This window comes from Maricurvus nonylphenolicus (assembly GCF_042854845.1).
Taxonomy (GTDB): domain Bacteria; phylum Pseudomonadota; class Gammaproteobacteria; order Pseudomonadales; family Cellvibrionaceae; genus Maricurvus; species Maricurvus nonylphenolicus.
Genome location: NZ_AP031498.1, coordinates 199,685 through 222,423 on the forward strand (window position 1 = coordinate 199,685; position 22,739 = coordinate 222,423).

The 22,739-nt window shown below is 50.9% G+C and carries 17 protein-coding genes; 11 read left to right on the plus strand and 6 right to left on the minus strand.

The annotated features are described in order from the left end of the window. Positions 1 to 41 precede the first annotated feature (41 nt). On the plus strand, positions 42 to 1,310 hold the full coding sequence (gene waaA / locus ACGHZ6_RS00920; protein WP_390616890.1) for a lipid IV(A) 3-deoxy-D-manno-octulosonic acid transferase: 1,269 nt from the start codon (positions 42 to 44) through the stop codon (positions 1,308 to 1,310). 86 nt (positions 1,311 to 1,396) lie between these two features. On the opposite strand, the gene ACGHZ6_RS00925 is transcribed toward waaA, so the two are convergent. Further along, on the minus strand, positions 1,397 to 2,797 hold the full coding sequence (locus tag ACGHZ6_RS00925) for a TolC family outer membrane protein (protein ID WP_390616891.1): 1,401 nt from the start codon (positions 2,795 to 2,797) through the stop codon (positions 1,397 to 1,399). A gap of 308 nt (positions 2,798 to 3,105) precedes the next feature. On the opposite strand from ACGHZ6_RS00925, the gene ACGHZ6_RS00930 reads away from it, so the two are divergent. From ACGHZ6_RS00930 to ACGHZ6_RS00945, 4 genes are all read left to right on the plus strand, one after another. Further along, positions 3,106 to 3,678, plus strand: a complete 573-nt coding sequence (locus tag ACGHZ6_RS00930; RefSeq protein ID WP_390616893.1) for a DUF4136 domain-containing protein — start codon at positions 3,106 to 3,108, stop codon at positions 3,676 to 3,678. A 213-nt stretch (positions 3,679 to 3,891) separates the two neighbouring features. After that, positions 3,892 to 4,878 (plus strand): efflux RND transporter periplasmic adaptor subunit, encoded by a 987-nt coding sequence (locus tag ACGHZ6_RS00935; protein WP_390616894.1) that lies wholly within the window; start codon positions 3,892 to 3,894, stop codon positions 4,876 to 4,878. A 3-nt stretch (positions 4,879 to 4,881) separates the two neighbouring features. Then, entirely contained in the window at positions 4,882 to 7,944 is a 3,063-nt protein-coding gene (locus ACGHZ6_RS00940; protein WP_390616895.1) for an efflux RND transporter permease subunit, read from the plus strand. A 29-nt stretch (positions 7,945 to 7,973) separates the two neighbouring features. Continuing rightward, positions 7,974 to 8,552 carry a DUF4136 domain-containing protein gene (locus tag ACGHZ6_RS00945; RefSeq protein WP_390616896.1) on the plus strand — a complete coding sequence of 193 codons (579 nt, stop codon included), beginning with the start codon at positions 7,974 to 7,976 and terminating at the stop codon, positions 8,550 to 8,552. A gap of 54 nt (positions 8,553 to 8,606) precedes the next feature. On the opposite strand, the gene ACGHZ6_RS00950 is transcribed toward ACGHZ6_RS00945, so the two are convergent. The 3 genes from ACGHZ6_RS00950 to ACGHZ6_RS00960 all read right to left on the minus strand — a co-directional run bounded on the left by ACGHZ6_RS00950 (position 8,607) and on the right by ACGHZ6_RS00960 (position 11,806). Next, positions 8,607 to 9,653 (minus strand): S1C family serine protease, encoded by a 1,047-nt coding sequence (locus tag ACGHZ6_RS00950; protein WP_390616897.1) that lies wholly within the window; start codon positions 9,651 to 9,653, stop codon positions 8,607 to 8,609. A 98-nt stretch (positions 9,654 to 9,751) separates the two neighbouring features. Continuing rightward, positions 9,752 to 10,744, minus strand: a complete 993-nt coding sequence (locus ACGHZ6_RS00955) for an AraC family transcriptional regulator ligand-binding domain-containing protein (RefSeq protein WP_390616898.1) — start codon at positions 10,742 to 10,744, stop codon at positions 9,752 to 9,754. 66 nt (positions 10,745 to 10,810) lie between these two features. Beyond that, positions 10,811 to 11,806, minus strand: coding sequence for an AraC family transcriptional regulator ligand-binding domain-containing protein (locus ACGHZ6_RS00960; RefSeq protein WP_390616899.1), 996 nt, complete (start codon positions 11,804 to 11,806; stop codon positions 10,811 to 10,813). Positions 11,807 to 12,125: 319 nt separating this feature from the next. On the opposite strand from ACGHZ6_RS00960, the gene ACGHZ6_RS00965 reads away from it, so the two are divergent. Further along, a complete protein-coding gene (locus ACGHZ6_RS00965) occupies positions 12,126 to 14,741 on the plus strand; it encodes a TonB-dependent receptor (RefSeq protein ID WP_390616900.1) in 2,616 nt (871 codons plus the stop codon). Positions 14,742 to 14,835: 94 nt separating this feature from the next. On the opposite strand, the gene ACGHZ6_RS00970 is transcribed toward ACGHZ6_RS00965, so the two are convergent. Further along, the gene (locus tag ACGHZ6_RS00970; protein WP_390616901.1) at positions 14,836 to 15,309 is read right to left on the minus strand and encodes a hypothetical protein; all 474 of its coding nucleotides are present in this window, start codon (positions 15,307 to 15,309) and stop codon (positions 14,836 to 14,838) included. 106 nt (positions 15,310 to 15,415) lie between these two features. Then, entirely contained in the window at positions 15,416 to 16,375 is a 960-nt protein-coding gene (locus tag ACGHZ6_RS00975) for a LysR family transcriptional regulator (RefSeq protein WP_390616902.1), read from the minus strand. Between the two features lie 193 nt (positions 16,376 to 16,568). Here ACGHZ6_RS00975 and ACGHZ6_RS00980 point away from each other — a divergent pair, with 193 nt between their 5' ends. From ACGHZ6_RS00980 to ACGHZ6_RS01000, 5 genes are all read left to right on the plus strand, one after another. Continuing rightward, entirely contained in the window at positions 16,569 to 18,119 is a 1,551-nt protein-coding gene (locus ACGHZ6_RS00980; RefSeq protein ID WP_390616903.1) for an arylsulfatase, read from the plus strand. 184 nt (positions 18,120 to 18,303) lie between these two features. Continuing rightward, the gene (locus ACGHZ6_RS00985; protein WP_390616904.1) at positions 18,304 to 19,815 is read left to right on the plus strand and encodes an arylsulfatase; all 1,512 of its coding nucleotides are present in this window, start codon (positions 18,304 to 18,306) and stop codon (positions 19,813 to 19,815) included. Positions 19,816 to 19,874: 59 nt separating this feature from the next. Beyond that, on the plus strand, positions 19,875 to 20,846 hold the full coding sequence (locus tag ACGHZ6_RS00990) for an AAA family ATPase (RefSeq protein WP_390616905.1): 972 nt from the start codon (positions 19,875 to 19,877) through the stop codon (positions 20,844 to 20,846). A gap of 25 nt (positions 20,847 to 20,871) precedes the next feature. Continuing rightward, a complete protein-coding gene (locus tag ACGHZ6_RS00995) occupies positions 20,872 to 21,768 on the plus strand; it encodes a patatin-like phospholipase family protein (protein WP_390616906.1) in 897 nt (298 codons plus the stop codon). Next, positions 21,752 to 22,735, plus strand: a complete 984-nt coding sequence (locus tag ACGHZ6_RS01000; RefSeq protein WP_390616907.1) for a DUF58 domain-containing protein — start codon at positions 21,752 to 21,754, stop codon at positions 22,733 to 22,735. The genes ACGHZ6_RS00995 and ACGHZ6_RS01000 overlap by 17 nt, the downstream gene beginning before the upstream one ends. Positions 22,736 to 22,739 lie beyond the last annotated feature (4 nt).

The window sequence follows — 22,739 nt, forward strand, 5'->3', positions numbered from 1 at the left end:
CCATCTCCAAAGCTATTCCTGACTGAAGACAGACAAGTACCGTGCGTTACCTTTATACCGCCTTTTTTTATCTGATCACGCCGTTTATTTTATTGCGCCTGTTATGGCGCTCACGGCTGGCCCCGGCCTACGCCAAGCGCTGGCAGGAGCGATTTGGCTTTTTTGGCCATGTGCGTGCGCAAGACAGTATCTGGGTGCATGCGGTATCGGTGGGGGAAACCCTGGCCGCACTGCCAATGATCAAATCATTGATGCAGCGCTACCCGGATACCCCCATTGTTGTGACGACTACCACGCCGACGGGCTCAGAAAGGGTGAAGGCTGCGCTGGGTGACAGCGTACTGCATGTCTATGCGCCCTATGATATGCCCGGTTGTGTGGGGCGTTTCCTGAATCGGGTGCAACCAAAACTCGCCATAATTATGGAAACCGAGTTGTGGCCCAATACGGTGGCGGCCTGCCATCGACGGGGTATTCCTGTTGTCTTGGCCAATGCGCGCCTGTCTGCCAAGTCAGCCAAGGGTTACCAGCGCTTTAGTGCCCTGGCCGCACCCATGTTGTCCCAGTTATCCGTGGTAGGTGCTCAGCATCATGATGATGCTCAGCGCTTCTATGATTTGGGCTTGAGTCAGCAGCAGTGTCAGGTAACCGGCAGTATCAAGTTTGATATCACCCTGGGGGAAGAGTTGCGTTCGGCTGCGCAGGACTTGCATAACGACTGGGCCGATTGCAGCGGACGTCCTATCCTGCTCGCGGCGAGTACCCATTTAGGTGAAGATGAAAAAGTCCTGCAGGGGTTTCATCGCATTCTTGAACAGCAGCCGACCACATTGTTGGTATTGGTGCCGCGTCATCCGGAGCGCTTTGATAAGGTCGCCGATTTGTGTCGTCAGCAGTTCACCATACAGCGTCGTAGTGAAGGTGGCCGTATAGAGGGGGGCACACAAGTCTTGGTAGGCGATACCATGGGCGAGATGATGACCTTCTTCGGTGCCTGTGATATGGCCTTTATGGGCGGTAGCTGGATCGAGTCCGGTGGTCACAATATGATTGAGCCGGCGGCCTGGGGTAAGCCTGTCTTTACAGGCCCCAGCCTGTTTAATTTTGCCGAAGTCTCTCGCCTGTTAATCGAAGCTGAGGGCATGGGGGTGGTCGATACGCCGGAAGCTCTGGCCAGTGAGGTTTGTCGATTGATTGAAAATCCCGACCAGGCCAAGGCAATGGGCGAGAATGCCCTGGCGGTGGCAGATGCCAATCGTGGCGCTTTGGATCGCCTGCTGGCTATTATCGATCAGCAGTTTAATCGCTAAACGCCAGGCAATAAAAAAGGGTAAAGCACCGGCTTTACCCTTTTCCTTTCCGATATTTAGATTCGATATTCAAATAGTCGCGGGGCTTACTTCTCAAACTGTTCGCGCGATACCTGCTTACTTTCATCCAACCACTGGTTGAGTTTCAGAATATCCTCAGGGGTCAGGTTGCCGGCCACTTCTTTTAAGCGCAGCATATTGAGGATGTACTCGTAGCGGGAGGTATCGTAATTGCGCTGGGCCTGGTACAGGCTACGCTGCGCTACCAGTACGTCTACCAGGTTACGGGTACCAACCTCATAACCCGCCTGGGTCGCTTCCAGGGCGCTTTGGTTAGATACGGTGGCCTGTTTACGGGCTTTTACCTGAGCTACATCGGTCACAACCGACAGGTGCAAGGATCGTGCAGCCTGAATGGTGTCCCGCTGGGCCTGGTTATAGAGCTCCTGGTTTTGCATATATTCTTCGTGGGCCTGGCGGCGCTCACCGGAGGTACGCAGACCGCTGAAGATAGGCACATCGAGTTGAATGGCTATGGTTTTGTTATCGTCAGTGCGGCTGTCGGCAGGAAAGGTTACACCGGCCGAGGTAAAGTCTGTATTAGAGTCTTCTCTATCGGTATACGAGTAGCTTCCGGTCAGGGTAGGAAGGTGGGCAGAAGTTTTCGCACGTGCATTCTGGCGCGAGGCTTCAGAATTAAATTTCGCAACCTTGAGGTTGTAGTTATTCTTGACCGCAAAGTCGACCCACTCATGACGGGCCAGAGGTTCAGGCTTGGTAACCGGGAAGGTTTCTACCAGAGGCGCTACGGTGTCAGAAGACTTACCGGTCAGCACTTCCAGTTGCTCGAAGGCAATACCCAGATTACCGCGAGCCTCAAGTGTTGTGGCAACAGCCGTGTCATAAGCTGCTTGGGCTTCATGGACATCAGTAATTGCAGTCAGGCCAACTTCAAAACGCTGACGGGTCTGCTCCAGTTGGTGTGAGAGGGCATTTTCTTCCGCCATAGCGGTTTCCAGGTTATCAACACCACTCAGCACATTAAAGTAGGCTTCGGAGACGCGGATAATTAATGACTGTTGGTCGGCACTAAATTGAGCCGTTGCAACATCACTAAGTGATTGGCCCTGTTTATAGCCAAACCAGGCGGCCATATTGAATAGGGGTTGGGTCAATGACACCGAATAGCTTTCGGTGTCATTCTCTATGTTACTGGTTCTGTTACCTGGAGTAGGGGTGGTTGAAAAACCCGTAGAATCATATTCCGTCTCTGAATAGCGGGCGGTTGCAGTGACCTGCGGCAACAACGCCGAACGCCCAATCACCTTGGCTTCCAGTCCCGCACGGTAACGCGCTTCATCGGCCTTTAACTGGTGGTCGTTTTCCAGTGCTAACAAATAGGTTTCGTGAAGTGTATCGGCCTGCGTACAAGCAGTAGCCAGACTGATGGCTGCTGCCAGCCCCCAAGTGAAGGATTTCTTCATCATATTGATTCCCGTCGGCGATTGAGTCGCGCGTTATCGTTTGGCGTCCTAATAATGATGCGAGTGTAGCCTGTCAGTGCCGGTGCGTCGACTCCGGGCTCGGTGAAAGGCCATGTAAAAAAGAGTAAATATAAAGTTGGTTAAAAAATGCTCGTTATAGGTGAGGGCTGGCGTGGCAATCCTTATTTGTTGATCGGGCTCAAGTCATCCCTCGACGCCAGCGGCATTTAGTTTGCCTTTATCGGATCTGGGTGTAGGCTAGAGATAGGATATCTGTCGTTGGAAGAAACTCTAGGGTTAGGAGAAACACTATGCGGTCATCGAAATCGCCTTTGCTTGTTCTTGTCGCGTCTCTGGTCTGGCTCACAGGCTGCTCTCTTGTTGAATCAAACTATGTCAGCACTCCCGGTGTCGATGTCAGTCAGTATGAAACCTACAGCTGGGTCACCGAACCTCTGGCGGCGGAGGATTCCGGTATCTACCGCTTTGACAACAGTATGCGCAATGCCTTGTCTGCCGAGTTGGCAGTCAAAGGTTACCGCTGGGTAGAAAGCGGTGGCGATATGCTGTTGGACTTCCGCCTGGGGCTGCGGCCTGAAGAGGTGGAGCGAGGCTCTTCGGTACCGCCGCAGGGGGTGGAGTTTGACCGCAGCGGTAATACTAATGTGGATCTAAACCCCACCATGGATGTCAGTGCCGAAGTGGTTAATTACACCCGTGGTGAAATTGTGGTGACCTTCTATTCCCCGGATCAGCAGCAGCGGTATTGGGAAGGCAGTGTTTCGCAGGTTACCGAGCAGCAAGCGGGCGATAGTGTCGAAGTGAGGGAAGAAAATATTCCCGGTTATGTATCGCGCATTTTGAACAAGTTCCCCAAACGTTAATCTCATTAAACTCAGAGCATGCTCACTTGGTGCAGTAAACGCCTCGTGAGCATGAACTATTTGGTTCACGGAAAGGAGTCGGTTATGAACTGCAGGTTTAAATCAACTCAGTCAGTGTCAACGGTAAGATCAATATGCATTGTGGCCATGTGCAGTATCTGGCTGTGGGGGTGTGGCGCCGACGAGGTAGTTCAAGAGGCTGAGGTCCGGCCTGTGAAAAGCATCCTCGTTGGCGGTGCGGGCGATGAACTGGAGCGCACCTTCCCAGGCAAAATCAGAGCAGCAGAAAAAGTCGAACTGGCCTTTCAGGTTTCTGGGCAGTTGATAAAGCTAAATGTGCGCAACGGCCAGGAAGTGAAAAAAAATGAAGTGCTGGCGCAATTAGATAGCCGCGATTTCGCCAGTAATCTCAAGGCTGCAAAAGCTGAATTTAATCGAGCTCAGGCTGAGTTTAAACGCATGGGTGAGCTGGTAGAGCGTCAACTGGTATCGCGTTCAGAGTTCGACCAGAAAAAGGCCCGTCGCGATATTGCCGAGGCAGATGCGGAGCGAGCACAAAAAGCCCTAAACGATACCTATCTGCGAGCGCCTTTTGCCGGTGAAATTGCCATCACCCATGTGGATAACTTTCAGGATGTAAATGCCAAGCAACCGATTGTCAGCTTGCAGGATCCTAGTAATCTGGAAGTAATTATCAATATTCCGGAAAACTCCATATTACGCACCACGGGAAGCCCAGACGAGAGCCCCGATATTAATCCCAGAGCACGTTTTGATGCGCTACCCGAAAAGCTTTTCTCACTGAATCTTAAAGAGTTCGCAACACAGGCAGATCCCAATACACAAACCTTTGAAGTTGTATTGGTGATGGATAAGCCCGAGGAGCTCAATGTTTTGCCGGGTATGAGTGTCTCGGTCATGGCCAGCCTGCCGACCCGTGAGCAGAGCAGTGGTTTGACGGTTATTCCGGCGACGTCCCTCTTCGCTGACCGTGAAGGTGGTAATGATCAGTTTGTCTGGATAGTTAATGAAACCGATATGACGGTGGTTCGGCGTGCAGTAAAAATCGGCGCCTTGCGAGGTGGCTCGGTTGAGGTGCTCGATGGCATTAGTAATGGAGAGCGCATTGTCACCGCCGGCGTGCATTATCTGGAAGAGGGTCAGCAGGTCTCCTTGTTGCAAAAACGCCATGGGGGTTAATGCATGAACGTTGCCGAGTATTCTATCCAGAAAAAGACCGTCACCATGGTGATGACGGTATTAATGCTTGTCGGCGGTATCATGGCATTTAATGGTCTGTCGCGGCTTGAAGATCCTGAATTTACTATCAAAGATGCTCTTGTTGTCACTCAGTATCCAGGCGCAACACCGGCGGAAGTCGAGCTGGAGGTTACCGATTTAATTGAAACGGAAATTCAGCGTCTGGGGCAGGTGAAGGAAATTCAATCCATTTCCAAAGCCGGTTTGTCCACCATTACGGTAACCATGAAGGATAAATACGATAAAGATTCATTGCCAGCCGTGTGGGAGCAGTTACGGCGAAAAATTCACGATGTCACAGGCAAGTTACCTCCGGGTGCACAGCAGCCGGTCGTGATTGATGACTTTGGTGATGTCTTTGGTGTGATGTTTGCGCTAACCGGAGATGGGTATACCAACAAAGAGTTGTATGAATACGCCAAGTTCTTACGCCGTGAACTGTTATTAGTTAAGGATGTTGCCAAGGTCGATTTATGGGGCGTACAACAAGAGGCAATTTACGTTGAGTTCTCACGTGCGCAGATGTCTTTGTTGGGCATCAGCCAAAATCAAATCTACCAGGCGTTGGAAAAACAAAATGCGGTAGTCCCTGCAGGCAGTGTCCAGGTCGGTCGGGATTATGTGCGTATTGATTCCACTGGCAGTATTCATGCGGTTGCAGATATCGAAAACCTGATTTTGCGGGGCAATGAGGGCGCTAGCAGTTTGATTTATCTGCGTGATGTTGCCAAGGTCAGCCGTGAGTATGTCACCCCTCCCAGCAATGTGTTGCACTTCAATGGTGAGACCAGTATTGCGCTCTCTATCTCAACAGTATCGGGCGGCAATGTTGTCACTATGGGAGCTGGGGTGATGGAGCGCCTGGCAGAGTTGCAGCGGCAAGTACCTGTAGGGCTGGAAGCGCATACCATTATTATGCAATCCGAAGCTGTCACGAAAGCCATCGACAATTTTGTCACCAGTCTCTTACAAGCTATCGCCATCGTGATTGTTGTCTTGCTGCTTTTTATGGGAGTTCGTTCGGGGCTGATTATTGGGGTTGTGTTATTAATTACCGTCGTTGCCACATTTATCATTATGGATATGGAGGCTGTGGCACTTGAACGCATCTCTCTCGGTGCGCTGGTAATTGCACTGGGTATGCTGGTTGATAATGCCATTGTTGTTACCGAAGGCATGTTAATCCGCATCAAGCAGGGTGAGGATCGTTTGCAATCAGCCAAAACTGTGGTTAGCCAAACCATGTGGCCTTTGCTGGGTGCAACCGTTATTGCGATTCTGGCGTTTGCAGCGATTGGTTTGTCTGATGACAGTACCGGTGAGTTCTGCCGCAGCCTGTTTCAAGTGATGCTGTTTTCGCTGATGCTGAGTTGGGTTACCGCCATTACCCTTACACCACTATTGTGTTACTGGTTTATTCAAGGTCCCGAAGCTGGACAATCACAGTCCTCTACTGAAGATGCTTACAGAGGTGCTTTCTTTGTTGCCTATCGTACATTTCTTAGCGCTTGCCTGCATCACCGCTGGCCGACTATTGGCGTTGCGTTATTGTTACTGGTTAGCGCTATTTACGGATTTTCGACCCTGAAGGGATCATTTTTTCCCAAGTCAACCATGCCGAATTTTATGGTGCATTACTGGTTGCCAGAGGGCGCCGATATTCGCAACACCGCAGCGGATATTAATGCGATTGAGGATTTCATTCTGGAAGATGAGCGTACCAAGAGTGTGGCCAGCTTTATTGGTCAGGGGGCACCGCGTTTTATTCTTACCTACACGCCGGAAAAAGCCAATAGCAGTTACGGCATGCTGCTGGTAGAAGTGAATGACTATCTGGATATCGATAGCCTGATGGCAAAAATCCGCATGCATCTTGCGGAGCACTATCCCGATGCTGAACCGAAGCTGCAGCGATTTAATTTGGGGCCCAGTCCGGATTCCTCGGTAGAGGTACGTTTTAGTGGCCCTGATCCACGCGAGCTTCGACGTTTATCAGAAGAGGCCAAAGCGATTCTGATGGCAGAAGGTGGCACGGCGGTGCGTGATAACTGGCGGCAACGTGTGAAGGTGGTGCGGCCGGTATATGCCGATCAGCAGGCAAAATCTGCCGGTATCAGTCGTGAAGATTTAAACCGCGCATTGGAAACCAACTTTACCGGTACGACCGTAGGTTTGTACCGCGAGTACGATGATTTAATTCCTATTATTTCCAGAGCGCCAGTGGTGGAGCGACAGGATGTTGCCCAGATCGGTAATATCCAGGTGTGGAGCCCGGCGACCAATAATATGATTCCCATTCGCCAGGTGGTAAGCAGCTTTGAAACCCGCTGGGAAGATGCGCAAATCCATCGCTTAAATCGCAAGCGTACCATTACCGCCGGTGGTGAGCCGCCACTGGGTGAACTGCCCAGTGAAATGTTTGCCCGTATTCGTCCACAAATAGAAGCAATTGAATTGCCTGTGGGTTATGACATGGAGTGGGGCGGAGAGTATGAATCTTCCACTGATGCACAAACCGCGCTGGCGGGTGGTATTCCGGGCTCCGTGGTGATGATGATTTTAATTACCGTCATTCTGTTTAATACCGTTAAGCATCCGTTGATCATTTGGCTAACGGTACCTTTGGCCGTGATTGGTGTAGCGGCGGGATTGTTGGCAACCGGGGAACCTTTTGGCTTTATGCCGCTCTTAGGGTTTTTAAGCCTTATGGGTATGCTGATTAAAAATGCCATTGTATTGATTGATCAAATCAACCTGGATTTGGCTGAAGGTAAAAAACCGTTTGTGGCGGTGTTAGATGCCGCTGTTTCCCGTTGTCGTCCCGTGTTAATGGCTGCGGGTACAACGGTGCTGGGGATGATCCCGTTATTAACGGATGATTTCTTTGTGGGCATGGCGGTAACCATTATGGCAGGTTTGAGTTTCGCCAGTATTCTTACATTGATTGTGGTGCCTGTTTTGTATGTGATTTTGTATCGCGTGCCCGCGATGCAGGAAGCTAAATGACTATTATAAGGTGACTGATGAGGTTATTTATGATGCGTATACTTGCATGGATAAGTGTTGTTTTGTTTGTGGCAGGCTGTTCAACGTCGGGTTCGATGCCGGACAATCCCTTGTCACAACGTGTGACGGTGACAGTGTCGTCGGGTGACGAATTACCGGTAACGTCTACGACGCCACTCAGTTGGTACTCTGATGTTATTACGGTATCAGATGTGGAAGCTCCTGAAGGTGCCAAGGCTCAACGGGATTCCCTAAAGGAATTACTCAAAGAGTCAGTACAAGAGAATCTGCAAACCAAGGGGTTTTCATTCGCGGAAGAAGGTAGTGACAGCCGTTACCAACTCGTGGTGGTTGCCCTGTTAGGTGATAAAGCCAACGCGGAAAATGTGCAGCAACTGTTTCAGCTCTATCCCTCCCTGTCCGGTGAATCTGATAAGTACCCCAAGGGCACATTGTTAGTGGGTATCCTGGATCAGGAAACCAACCGGGCCGTATGGCGAGGTGCAACCCAGGCTTTTACTTCGGCAGAACTCACACATGAAGAGCGCCGGCAGCGTTTAAATTACTCCGTGGGTGGTTTGTTGAAGGATGTAAAACCCGGGACCTGACAATAAAAAGGGGATGCATTGGCATCCCCTTTTTTCATTAAATAGACTAGTATTTTACTCTTTAATGATCGACAGCTTGATCTGTTCGCCATCACGAAATACGGTCATTTCAATCGGCTCTCCCACGGCGACACCACCCATATACTCTCGCGCGGTGACTAAGCTTTCTTTGGAGAGTTTAATAGGGTGATCACCAAAGGCGATAATCACATCTCCGCCCAACAACATTTTGCGCCCATTAATAATGGCGGGTATACGGCCAGGCTGAATGCCCAGTTTATCCGCCAGAGAACCGTAGGCGACCTGCTGAACCAGGATTGCATCCGGGTAGGGGGCATTAATAGCGCGCGCCATCATCGGGGACATGGGTACCAGTTCCATACCGGCCCACACATGTTCGTGATCTAAAAATAGGTCGCGTGCCATATTAATACTGGCGGCAAATCCGAGGCCTTCGCTGCCACCGCTGGATGAGCGAATATGGCTGACAATACCAATGACTTCGCCTTTGGTATTAAACATAGGTCCGCCGGAGTTACCTTTGTTTATCGGTGCGTCGGTTTGCAGGAACTCGGTGTCGATAAGGCCATTTTCATTATCGCTATGACGGCGCCCGCTAAAGTGACCAACCGTCAGGGTTTGTGATAATCCGTAAGGCGCACCAACCACAAAGACTTCCTGGCCGATACGCATCTTGTCCGAATCACCGGTTTTGACCGTGGGTAAATTCTTGGGTGGTTCGGTCATTTTAACCAACGCCAAATCGGCAAAGGGAATGGAACTGATAACCGTTGCGTGGTGGGTCTTACCATCATTGGTATTCACTTCAATACGATCGGCAATATGTACCACATGGGCGGCGGTTAAAATGAGCCCATCCTTATCCAGAATCACCCCCGAACCTATGCCGCCGAGCTGGGAGCTAACCACGCCCTCTTCGGTTTCCTTCTCGACATATTTGTTGGTTTTGATGGTGACTACCGAGTCCTTAACTTTTGCATAAACCTTGCTGAAGTCTGTGGCCAACGCCGAGCTAGAAACGATCAGTAAGCTGCAGAGCAATAACAGGTGGCGATAAATCCGTGTCGCACGAAAGAGCATGGGTAACATCCTTTAAGAGTGGTCACCTCAGTATAAGAGATTTATGTTGAACTTTTATAGACCGTTGTGCTTGATAAGCATCAACAAACATGGGAGTTCTAACTGACTTGTTTACGCCACTGTTGCGGGCTGATACCAAACCAGCGCTTAAAGCTGCGGGAAAACGCGCTGAGCTCTGAATATCCGAGAATGGCAGCGATATCTGTCAGCCGGTAGTAGGGATTGGATAAATAATCTCGCGCCTGATCACAGCGCACATTATTGAGAAGGGATTGGAAGTTGGTATCTTCATTTAACAGTTTGCGCTGCAAGGTGCGTGAGCTGTAACCCATGGCATGTGCGACGGTATCAATCGAGCAGTCCTCCGTCACCAGCAGCTGGGAGATGACTCGACTTACCTGGTCAACCAAATTATCCCGGTGGCGGGTTTCCAAATGCTCCCGCAAAATCACGGGCAATTCTTTGGCTTCCTGAGCGATAGGTGCATCCAGGTGGCGGGCTTCAAAGCTGAGACCAATAAACGGCTGGTTAAACGCCACCGGGCAATTAAACGTGCGGGAATAGGCGCCATTGTCGTCGGCGCCGCTGTGGCGAAAGAACACCGAACGTAAAGTAAAGTGGCCGTTGCGCACAAACTGCAGCAGCTGATAAATAATGGTCAGTGAGTGATCCTGGTAGCGAATGCTGTCGCTAATGCCGGGGAAGTTATTGTGCAATTGAATTTGCGCCATATCCGCCGAAGTGGTCACACGTATTTCTACCCCTTGCACCTGGATATGTGAATGCTTGCTCATTTGCTCAATGCTTTCACCCACCGTGGCATTCTTCAGTGCCAGCGAGGCCAAGGGACCAAAAATCGAGTGGTTCTGGTAGCCGGCCAGCTCCAGCCCCAGGGTAGGGCAATCGAGGGTGTTGGCCGCCAGGTCCAGTAGCTGCACATGGCGGTCAAAGCGGATCAGGGTGTTCTTGCCTTCAAAGATCTCGCTATCAAAGCCCACCTGTTTGGCGAGCTGATAGGGGTCACCACCGCGGTCGATGACCAGTTGCGGGAAACCGTCCAGAAAGCTGCTATTGATCAATGGAGAGTGCATGGTTTCCATTGTAGTGGCAATCTGGCGGTATCGGTCAATAAGGTGGCGTATATTGTCAAGGTGCTGTTACAGGTTTTGACGACGCCACTCCTGCGGCGAGATATCAAACCAGCGCTTAAAGCTGCGGCTAAAGGCCGACAGCTGAGAGTAACCCAGCACCGAGGCGACATCCGATAGGGAGTAATAGGGGTTGGCCATATAGGGCAGAGCCTGGTCGCTACGTACAGAATCCATTAACAGCTGGAAACTGGTGTCCTGATCTTTCAGGCGGCGTTGTATGGTGCGTTTGCTGGAGCCCAGTACAGAAGCAATCACATCAATGTTGCAGTGGTCACTGTTGAGGGAGGCGCCAATCACCTGCTTTACCAGTGAGATAAAATCCTGCTTCTGCAGATCCTTGACCAGCGTATCCAGCTGCGTAGTTAGCGATTTCACATCTTCTGGTATCGGCTGATGCAGCGTCTTGGGATCAAAGGCGATGCCCAATGTATTGCTGTTAAAGGCAATGGGCGCATTAAAGTGCTGACAGTAGTGGCTCAGCCCTTCAACTTCATCGTGGGGCAGATACACCGCACGTGGTCGCCAGCTTTCACCGCAAAGTGTTTTTAGCACCATGTGCACCAGGGCAATACCGTGATCCTGATACATGGGGTTATTGGCGATATCCGGGAATTTGCACTGCAACTCAAACAGGGCGTTGGATTCAGACACCGTCAGGATGATCTGTACCCCTTCCGCACTCAGGTGCAGGTTTTCCTGAAAGCTGGTTATTGCACTGAGTACGGTTTCCTGGCTGGCAACTTTGGCCGCCAGAGGGCCCAGGCACTTAATGTCCTGGCGGCTGGCCAGCTTCAGCCCGAGGGTGGGCATAGATAAGCGGTTAGCAGCAATGCCTAACAGTTGTACTTCCTGATGAAAGGGGATTAGACAGCCCTGTTGGCTCATGGCTTCGCAAGGCAGGTTGGCTTCACGATACAGTTGTGAGGGTTTTTGGCCTTTTTCAAGCACCAATTGATTTAAACCCTGCACCAGCATATTGCTGATCAGTGGTGGTCGGATCATTGTGTTTTCTCTCTCGCAGTAGGGTTTTATCACCCTTTATTCTTTTTTGTTCTTATTTTTATAGTTTTATATTGTGCTCATAGTTGTTGTTTTTTTGAACACCTGGTCATTCTTCACTGTGTGACACGTGAAGTCAAAGAAGTGGCGCGATCGGTAAAGTGACGGCGCAGTCTTCAGGCAAAGTAGGCAGACTTTCCGCACCGGGTTGCAGGACCTTATTTGGCGTGCGGCAAAGCATTTAATGCCTATAGATGTATCAGGCTAACAAAACAAACTGATGCCTCTGTAGAAAATAACAATAAAGTCGAGAGAGCAAACCATGTCTAAAACCCGTCAACGTTTCTCCATGAAACCCATCGCTTTTGCTCTGGGTTCTCTGATTGCAGCCAATGCCAGTGCCGAAAGTCTGGCCCTGGAAGAGGTGGTCGTAACCGCCCAAAAACGTGCCGAAAGTCTGCAGGATGTTCCTATTTCTGTATCCGCCATGAGCGGTGAGAAAATGGCAGAAGCCGGCATCCAGCGCTTTGAAGATTTCACTTCTTACGTGCCAAACTTCTCCGTTGCCCGCGATGCTATCGGCGATAAAATTAATATCCGCGGTATTCAGTCCGGTACTCAGGCCGGTTTCGAACAGTCCGTAGGTACCTTTGTCGACGGCGTTTACCGCGGCCGTTCTGTACAGTCACGCTACGCATTTTTGGATACCGAAATGGTAGAAATTCTGCGTGGCCCGCAGGGTACCCTGTTTGGTAAAAACACCATTGCAGGTGCACTGAATATTCGTTCCGCCAAACCAACTGATGAGTTTGAGTCTGAAATCTCTGCCGGCTACAACGTCGACTTTGATGAGACCGAATTGCAAGGTTATGTCTCCGGTCCACTGACCGACACTCTGCGTGCCCGCGCCGCATTCCTGACTCGCGAAATGGAAGAGGGGTGGGTTGAAAACGTTGCCGATGGCAACGACCTGTCTGACAGTGATGAAAAAGCAGGCCGCATTTCTCTGGAGTGGGATGCCAGCGAAAATACTCTGGTAAGTTTCAAATACGAGTACGCTGACTTTGAAGTGGTAGGTATGCCATGGGATCTGCGTGACGGTGGTCCTCAGGATGCGTTCCTGCGTGCACTGGGCGATTCCGGTGAAGACAATTACAAAACCGCCATGAGCAACAGTGCTGCAGTGACACAAGCGCTGGGTTTGGGCGCAACGGATCCAAATGGCGTAATGGATTTTGGCACCAACAACTTATTTGAAGGTACCAGCCAGGAAGCTGCGTTAACGGTTGAGCACGATCTGAGTGATGGCTCTACCATTACCGCTATTCTGGCGCACTCCGAGTACGAGTTCGAACGTTTCCTGGATGCTGACTTTGGTCCAACCAACAGCTTGCGTTTCGATGATACCGAAGATTTTGATCAGCAGAGTTTTGAAATCCGTTGGGCCTCAGAAACCGGCGGCGAGTTTGAAACCATTGCTGGTTTCTTTTATCAGCAGCAGGATATGACGGTTGATGGTTTATCTTACTTCCATACTGATACTCTGAATCAAATTCTGGCCGGTGGTTGTGGCGCAAGTAATGCGGGTGATATTGCAACCGCGTTGGGTGGAACCGGTACCGGTAATCCGGCAGCTGATGCGCAAACTGGTGTAGGTGTTGGTATTGGTAATGGTGTAACTAATGCGGCACAACTGAATAGCTGTGGTTTGTTTGGTGCGACCCTGAATGCGGTTGCTAATGGTGTTCCTGGTGTTCAGCGTTACGCAATCATGGAACAGGAATCCGAAGCCTGGGCCATGTTCGCACAAACCACCTGGAACTTCCGTGAAGATATGCGATTGACTTTGGGCCTACGTTATACCGAGGAAGAGAAGGAAGCCTCCCAAGAAGTTTACACCACAGAGTTTGGTGAGCGTAACGACACTGAAACCAATGATGCACTGCAGGTAAGCCTGGCACAAATGGCCGGTGAATTTACCACCCACAGTTACACCACCAGCGATCCAGGCATGAAGCGTGACGAAGAAAGTCTGACCTGGTCGGCTAACCTGCAATGGGATGTAACGCCTGATGCGATGGTTTACGCCTCAGCTTCAACCGGTTTTAAAGCTGGTGGCTTTAACTCATTCTACATGGGTAGCCCTAACGGTGGCGGTGCAGACTCCAACGACGTGGCTTTCGACGAGGAAGAAGTTATTACTTTCGAAGTCGGTACCAAGCTAACCTTGCTCGATGGTGCTGCTGAAATGAACGTTGCGGTTTTCCATACCGAGTATGACGATCTGCAAGCATCAATCTTTAGTGGTAACACCACCTTTAGTGTACAGAATGCAGCTAAGGCAACTTCTCAAGGTGTCGAGATTGATGGTCGCTGGCGAGCAACCGAAAAACTGACACTGACTGGCTCTCTGGGTTATGTAAACTTCGAGTTTGATGAGTTCTCTAACCAGGCTTGTACTAACTCGCAATTCGTTGACGCTCGTCAGGCAGCTTTTGATGCGGCAACTGGCTTAGCAGGTCAAATTGGCGCAGTGTTGGGTTACAACAATGCGACTTGTTCCGCTGCCGGTGTTAACGATCTGGCCGGTGAGGTTTCCGAGAATACGCCTGAGTGGCAAGCCACCTTAACCTCCAACTATGTTCAACCACTGGGTGATTTTGAGCTGGTGCTGAATATGGACGTGAACTGGTTGGATGAGCGTTTCACTCAAGGTGACCTGGATCCAAACAACCTGGAAGATGATGTGTTAAAAGTGAATGCTTCGGCAACCTTCGGCCCTGCCGATGGTCAGTGGGATGTTTCTCTGATTGGTAAAAACCTGACTGACGAAACGACCTCCAACTGGGGTAACGACACTCCGCTGTTCTCCGGTTCCCACGACTATGCCATGGAAGCTCCACGTTCCTTTACTGTCCGTGGTCGTATGCGTTTCTAAGCAATGGTTAATCCGTACGGGATCTCCGTCGTGCGGATTAACTCTCTCCTGTTGAGGCAAGGTAATCCCTTGCCTTTTTTATTGGGGGAATAAGTTACGCGGTTTCGTCAATTTCTGCGCCGGCTACCGGTTGAGTGGTGGGATCATCTGGCAGGGCGTTTCGAATTCTGTCCTGCAGGGCTTCACGCTGGCGTTCGTTAATAGCCTCGCGATCCAGGTTGCTATTGTCGGCGGCAGTAGCGGCTTGATTGAGTCGCAAGCTTTGCGCTAAATCCTGTGCCTGTTCCACATTGGGTGAGGCTGAATCTATATCGGCACCCGAAGATTGTTCAATAAACTGCTCAGCATTCTCCCTGGTTTGTTGTTGCTCAACAATTTGCGCGGCAGCGGTGCGCTGGGTGGTTTGTGTATCGGCACGGCTTTGTTGGGCTTCTTCACTGCGTATCAGTGCTTCATCAACCCGTTGATTAGATTCTTCAAAACTCAGATCGGCTTCCGGTCTAATCTGGCTATTGGCTGTACCTGGGGCTGCGGTAAACGGATTAAACGATGTGTTGATGCTGGTCATAGGCGTACCTCCCTTGAGCCTTGGCAGAGTAGCGAAAGCTCTCTAATTCTAGACCCAAGAGCCGTGACCAGCACTGGCCGGGATAGACTGTTATGGAATAGCCGAATTAATTCTTAAACGGTTGTACGGGCGTTCTCAGCATATGGTTGGTGGCGCTTTTAACGATCTGTTGTTTGAGCCAATTATGGGCAGGGCTGTTAAGGGTGCGCTCGTGCTGGATCAGGGCAAATTGCAGTTCGGGAAAATCGATTTCTGGCGGAAAGGGGCGCTCACAAATGCCGAAGCTGGCAGGATCAGGGGTGGTTGAGAATGAAGAACCGACCATTAGGCAGTCAGTATTGCGCAGGATATCAATGGCCGTATTAGCGTGGGTAGTTTCAAACATAATATGACGGCGTTTACCGATATTGGCCAACAGCTGGTCGACAAAGCCCACATCGTTAAGTGTCATGCGGCTGAAATAAACGCGCACATGGGGATAGTGTAAATACTCCTCCATGCTTATTTGCGGTGAGCCGCTGAGGGGATGATCCTCTCGCATCATGCAGCCTGCCGTGGCGCTGGCCAACGGTGTGGCATGGAAACCGTCAGGGCAGCTGGTGGTCAGGTGCACGGTAAAGTCGAGCTTACCGCTGGCCAGGTCTTCCAGGTAGCTCTCCCCCAGGGTGCTTTCGATAATCTGCATATTGGGGGCTATGGGGAACAAACTCTGCACCAGGGGTGAGAAAAAGGTAAAGGAGATCATCTCGGCAGTAGCGATGCGGAAACGGTCGCGGCTTTCGGCCGGGTTAAACCCCTCTTCACTGACCAGTTCATAGAGCTGATGTAGCAGCTCGGGCAGGCGCAGGCTTAGCTGCTGGGTTTTGGGGGTGGGAATCAGGCCCTGGCCGGTGCGGGTAAACAGGGGGTCATTGAATGTGTCACGCAGCTTCTGCAGGGTTTTACTCATCGCTGGCTGGGTAATATGCAAGCGCTCGGCGGCACGGGTGACGCTGCCCTCTTCAATCAACACCTGCAGTGCCTGCAGCAGCTTTATATCGATTTGGTTGAGTCTGTTACTGGCCATAAATACTCGCTGATTTCACGCGTGGGCTGTGTGACTGACTAATATAGTAACAGTGCTGGGGAAGCAATATAACCATTTGGTTATGTTGGTTATTGGTAAAAAGTCATTGGAATTATGTTGATTGGAATAGGTATCTTTCGAGGCTAGGAGTGAGAACCTCGCCCTGAGAGACAACAAACACGAGGAGAGAGAGATGAAGAAAGGCTGGTTAAAGAGCCTTGCTACCAGTGCCGCTTTGGCAGTGACTGGGGCAATGTCAGGCGCTGTTATGGCTGCCGAGCAACCCAATATACTGGTGATCTGGGGGGATGATATTGGTACCACCAATATCAGTGCCTACAGTCATGGCATCATGGGTTATAAAACCCCGAATATCGACAGTCTGGCCAGAGACGGCATGATGTTCACCGATTATTACGGTGAGCAGAGCTGTACCGCAGGCCGTTCCGCCTTTATTACCGGTCAGCATCCTGTGCGTACCGGTTTAACCAAGGTCGGTACGCCGGGCGCGGAAACCGGTATTCAGCCGGAAGACCCAACCCTGGCTGAAATGCTGAAGCCACTGGGCTACGCCACTGGCCAGTTCGGTAAAAACCACCTGGGCGACCGCGACGAGTTCCTGCCTACTAACCACGGTTTTGATGAGTTCTTCGGCAACCTTTACCACCTCAATGCCGAGGAACTGCCGGAGACCCCGGATTACCCCAAAGCCAAGTGGTTCCAGAAGCTGGCTAACCCACGCGGTGTGATCCATTCCTACGCAGATGGCCGTATTGAAGATTCCGGCCCGCTGACCAAAAAGCGTATGGAAACTGTCGATGAAGAGTTTGCCGGTGCGGCCAAGCAATTTATCGAGCGCTCCCACAAAGCCAAGAAACCTTTCTTTGTTTGGTTGAATACCACCGGTATGCACTTCTGGACCCATCCGGCCCAGAAGCATCTGGGCAAATCCGGCCAGGGTTTCTATAACGATGTCATGGTTGCTCACGATGAACTGGTAGGCGATATGCTGAAGCAGCTTGAAGAGCTGGGCATTGCTGATAACACCATTGTGGTTTACTCCACGGATAATGGCCCTCACTACAACACCTGGCCTGATGCGGCGATCACCCCGTACCGCAGCGAAAAGAACACCAACTGGGAAGGTGGTTATCGTGTGCCGGCTATGGTTCGTTGGCCGGGCAAGATCAAGGGTGGTCAGGTCTCCAACGAGATGATGTCGCACCAGGACTGGGTTCCAACCCTGATGGCTGCCGTGGGTGATTCCAAGATCAAGAGAAAACTGCGTCGCGGTACCAAGCTGGGTGATAAAGAGTTCCGTGTCCATCTCGATGGTTTCAACTTCCTGCCATACCTGACCGGTAAAGCCGAACAGGGTCCTCGTGAAGACTTCTTCTACTTCAGTGATGATGGTCAGCTTGTGGGTGTGCGCGCCAAAGACTGGAAGATCGTGTATGCAGAACAGCGTGCCAAAAAGTTCCAAGTATGGCGTGAGCCGTTTGTGCAGTTGCGAATCCCCAAGCTGTTTAACCTGCGTCGCGATCCCTACGAGCGTGCTGATACCGACGCTAACACCTACGACACCTGGTGGGAGCAAAACTCGGCGTGGTTATTCTATGGCTCGGCTCGAGCGATGATGTTCGCGCAAACCTTCAAGCAGTTCCCAGCGCGCCAGGCGCCTAACAGCTTTACCGTTGACGGCATGGTCGAGCAGTTGACCCGCTATCAACCTCCTGCAAAGTAATACCTATACAAATAGCACTGCTCATGCAGTGCTATATTTTCAAGGGCGGCTTTAAAACGCCGCCCTTGTCGTTTGTTCCTGTTTGTTCCAGTTTATTAGATAGAGCGCCTACAAAAGACGCCAGCAAACACTAGCCTTCAGAGTAAAGGCCTGATCTTAAAAAGAGATTAAACGAGAGAAAATTATGAAAGTCATACTTGCTGTGACCTTGATGGTCATGTCGTGGGCTGCGATCGCAGCCGAACGCCCAAATATCCTGGTAATCTGGGGTGATGATGTTGGCTGGTTCAATATCAATGCCTATAACCGCGGCATGATGGGCTACCCAACCCCCAATATTGATCGCATAGCCAATGAAGGCATGCTGTTTACCGACGCTTACGGTGAGCAGAGTTGTACCGCAGGCCGCTCGGCCTTTATTACCGGTCAACATCCAGTACGCACCGGCTTGACCAAAGTGGGCATGCCGGGCGCGGAGCTAGGGTTACAAAAAGAAGATCCCACCCTGGCAGAACTGTTAAAACCCCTGGGCTATATGACAGGCCAGTTCGGCAAGAACCACCTGGGGGATCGCGATGAATATCTGCCGACTAACCACGGCTTCGATGAATTCTTTGGCAACCTTTACCACCTCAATGCCGAAGAGGAGCCCGAGCATCCCGATTACCCTAAAGAGGCCTGGTTCAAGAAAAAGTTTGGCCCTCGTGGCGTGATTCATTCTTACGCCGATGGCCGTATTGAAGACACCGGGCCGCTCACCAAAAAGCGTATGGAAACCGTCGATGGCGAATTCCTGGAAGCGTCGCTGAATTTTATGGAGCGCTCGGTAAAAGCCGACAAGCCATTCTTTATCTGGCATAACGCCACCCGCATGCATGTGTGGACCCACCTAAGTGAAAAATGGGAAGGCAAAACCGGGCAAGGTATTTATGCCGATGGTATGGCCGAACACGATTCTCATGTCGGCACCCTACTGGATAAATTAAAAGCCTTGGGCATCGAAGAAAATACGATTGTGTTTTACTCCACCGATAACGGTGCTGAAGTCTTCTCCTGGCCCGATGGCGGTACCATTCCTTTCCGCGGTGAAAAGAACACCACCTGGGAAGGCGGTTTCCGTGTCCCTGCTATGGTGCGTTGGCCGGGCAAGGTGAAAGCGGGCTCGGTTTCCAATGGCATTATTTCCCATATGGATTGGTTGCCCACCTTTATGGCTGCCGCCGGCGTCAAAGATATTAAAGGCAAATTAAAGAAAGGCTATAAGGCGGGTAGCAAGAACTTTAAAGTTCACTTGGATGGCTACAATCAGCTCGATCATATTACTGGTAAGAGCCCCAGTGCCCGCCGAGAGTTCTTCTACTTTACCGATGATGGCAATTTATCCGGCGTACGAATGGATGATTGGAAAGTGTTGTTCAGCGAACAGCGTGCCCACGGCTTGGATGTATGGCAGGACCCGCTGGTACCCCTGCGTATGCCAAAAGTCTTTAACCTGAGGCGCGATCCATTCGAGCGAGCGGATATAGAATCCTGTTGCTACGACGAATTCCGAGCCAATACCCTGCCGTATCTTTACAAGGCGCAGGCCACTGTAGGGCCTTTCCTGCAAACCTTTAAAGCATTTCCGCCGCGTCAGCGTCCGGCCAGCTTTAGTATTGATCAAATTGTTGAGCAGTTTATGCGTTACCAGCGCTAAGTAGTCTCGCCACAGTTGTGTTAGATTGTTGGTCAAGTGGAGTTAATGGAGTGAGAAATATGGGGCGAGCACTTGAGGCCATAACCCTGTTAAAGCAACAAATGGAGCGAGCCGTCGTTGGGCAGGCCCATGTGGTTGAGCGTTTGTTAATTGCGTTGTTATGTAATGGCAATGTGTTGCTGGAAGGTTTGCCGGGTACGGCGAAAACTCGCTCCATTAAATCCCTGGCCAAAGCTCTCGATGCTGGCCTTGGACGGATTCAGTTTACGCCGGATTTGTTGCCCTCTGATGTTACCGGCACCGAGGTCTATCACAGTGATGGAGACAGCGGTGGCGAGAAGCTAACATTTCAGCCGGGTCCAATTTTTAACAATCTGGTGCTGGCCGATGAAATCAATCGTGCACCGGCAAAAGTGCAGTCTGCGTTACTGGAAGCCATGGAAGAGCGCCAGATTACGGTAGCGGGTAAAACCTATGCCTTGCCCGAGCTGTTTATGGTGCTCGCGACCCAAAACCCCATCGAACAGGAAGGTACTTACCCTTTACCGGAAGCGCAGATGGATCGCTTCCTGATGAAGGTGACAATCGATTACCCCGGTGATGATGCTGAGCTGGACATTATTCGTCTGGTACGAGGCGAAGAGGTTCAGGAAAAGGCCTCTGAGGTAGAAATTCCCCAGCAGGCGATTTTTGAAGCCCGTGAGCAAATTCATAATCTGCAAATTGCCGAACCCATGGAGCGTTATATTGTGGCTCTGGTGATGGCCACCCGTGATCCCGCCCGTTATAGCGAGCAATTGGCCAGCTGGATTTCGGTAGGTTCCAGCCCGCGGGCCAGTATTGCGCTGGATAAATGCGCGCGAGCCCACGCCTGGATGCAGGGCCGTGATTATGTTTCCCCGGAAGATGTACAGGCTGTTGCGCCCGATGTATTGGGGCATCGTTTAATAGTTAGTTATACCGCCCAGGCTGAAGGTGTATCTGCACCTGATATCGTGCGAGAAATCCTGCAAAATGTCGCTGTAGCTTAATGGCGTGGCATATAGGAGCAGCTGAATGAGCAAGCGATTAGGATTGGTATTGGGCAGTGGTGGTGCGCGAGGTATTGCCCATATTGGTGTGTTGGACTGGCTCGATGAGCACGGCTTTCAAGTGGACAGTATCTCCGGCTGTTCTATGGGCGCCCTGGTGGGTGGTATTTATGCCGCCGGACAGCTATCGACGTTTAAGCAGTGGCTATTGGCGCTGGAAAAAAGTGACGTTATCAAACTGTTGGATTTCTCCTTCCAATCCGATGGTGTATTAAAGGGCGATAAGGTCATTAACCTGCTGCGCGAGTTGGTGGGTGAATATCGCATCGAAGATTTACCCATTCACTACACCTCGGTGGCCACCGATATCGATACCGAGCGAGAAGTGTGGTTTCGCGAAGGGCCTTTATTTGATTCCATTCGCGCCTCTATTGCCATTCCCGGTGTGTTTACCCCGGTAGAGCACCAGGGTCGCCGTTTGGTTGATGGTGGTTTATTAAATCCATTGCCTATTGCCCCCACCTTTGCCGCCGATGTGGATCTGACATTAGCGGTGAATCTCTGTGCGCCAAATGATCCGCGCTTCGAAAGTCAGGAACTTACTGACAATCACCCGCAGGAAACCGACAGCTATCGCCAGAAGGTGGTTAACTATATCGGCAAACTATATGACGACTTTGAAAAGGCGGTGTCTGACGGCTTACAGTTTTACGATATCTTTAACCAATCTATTGATACCATGCAGGGTGCCCTCTCGCGTATGAAGCTTGCCGCTTACCCGCCCGATATAACCTTGGATGTACCCCGCAATATTTGCAGCGGTTATGAATTTTACCAAGCTGAGTCGTTAATTGATTTTGGTTACCAATTAGCACAGCAGCAGCTCGGTCATTTGGTTGAAACAAGTGAAAACGCCAACTGAGGCCAAACAGGCTACCGAATCCAGTTATACCCCGGATAATCAGGTGGTGGTTAGCCTGCGCCACCTGATTGATATGCAGTACAAAGCCTGCAGTTTCCGTTTTGCCTCTCCCCATATGATTAATAGCCTGATGATGGGGCGTCACAGATCCCGCATGCGTGGTCGCGGCTTAAACTTCGAAGAGCTGCGTCACTACCGCGTTGGTGATGATATTCGCAATATGGATTGGAAGGTTACCAATCGCACTCGCAAACCCCATGTTCGTGTATATGCCGAAGAGCGTGAGCGACAGGTGATGGTGGTGATCGATCAGCGTGCTTCCATGTTGTTTGGTTCAAAACGGGTGATGAAATCCGTTGCTGCAGCTGAACTTGGCGCCTTAGCGGCGTGGCGCACACTTGATGCCGGTGATCGTATCGGGGCGGTAATCTTTTCTGATAATCATATTGCCGAAATACGACCGCACCGCAGCCGCACACAAATTATGCGCACCTTAAGTGTGTTACAGGAATATAACCAGTCGCTGTTGACCGGGGTTACACCATCGATGGCTGGTCAACCGCAGGCCAATAATGGCGAGCAGCTCAATCATATTCTCAATAAGCTCAATGCCCTGGCTGGGCACGATATGCAGATATGCCTGTTCACCGATTTGTACGGTGCCGATACAACCACAGAAAAGTTAATGGCCACCTTAAGTCAGCACAATGATGTCCTGTTGGGATTTGTGTATGACCCCTTGGAAGGTGAGTTACCACAAGGTGGCACCATGGCTGTGAGCGACGGCGGTTTGCAGTTGGAAGTTAATACAAGGGACAAATCCCTGCGCGAGCGTTATAAGGCCTTTTTTGATCAACGCCTGGATCACGCCAGAAAGTTTCTGCGTGGTTACGGTATTCCGGTATTGCCTTTCTCCACTCACGAACCCGTAGACGTACAGTTGGCGCAAATGATTGAGGGAGTTTAATCGG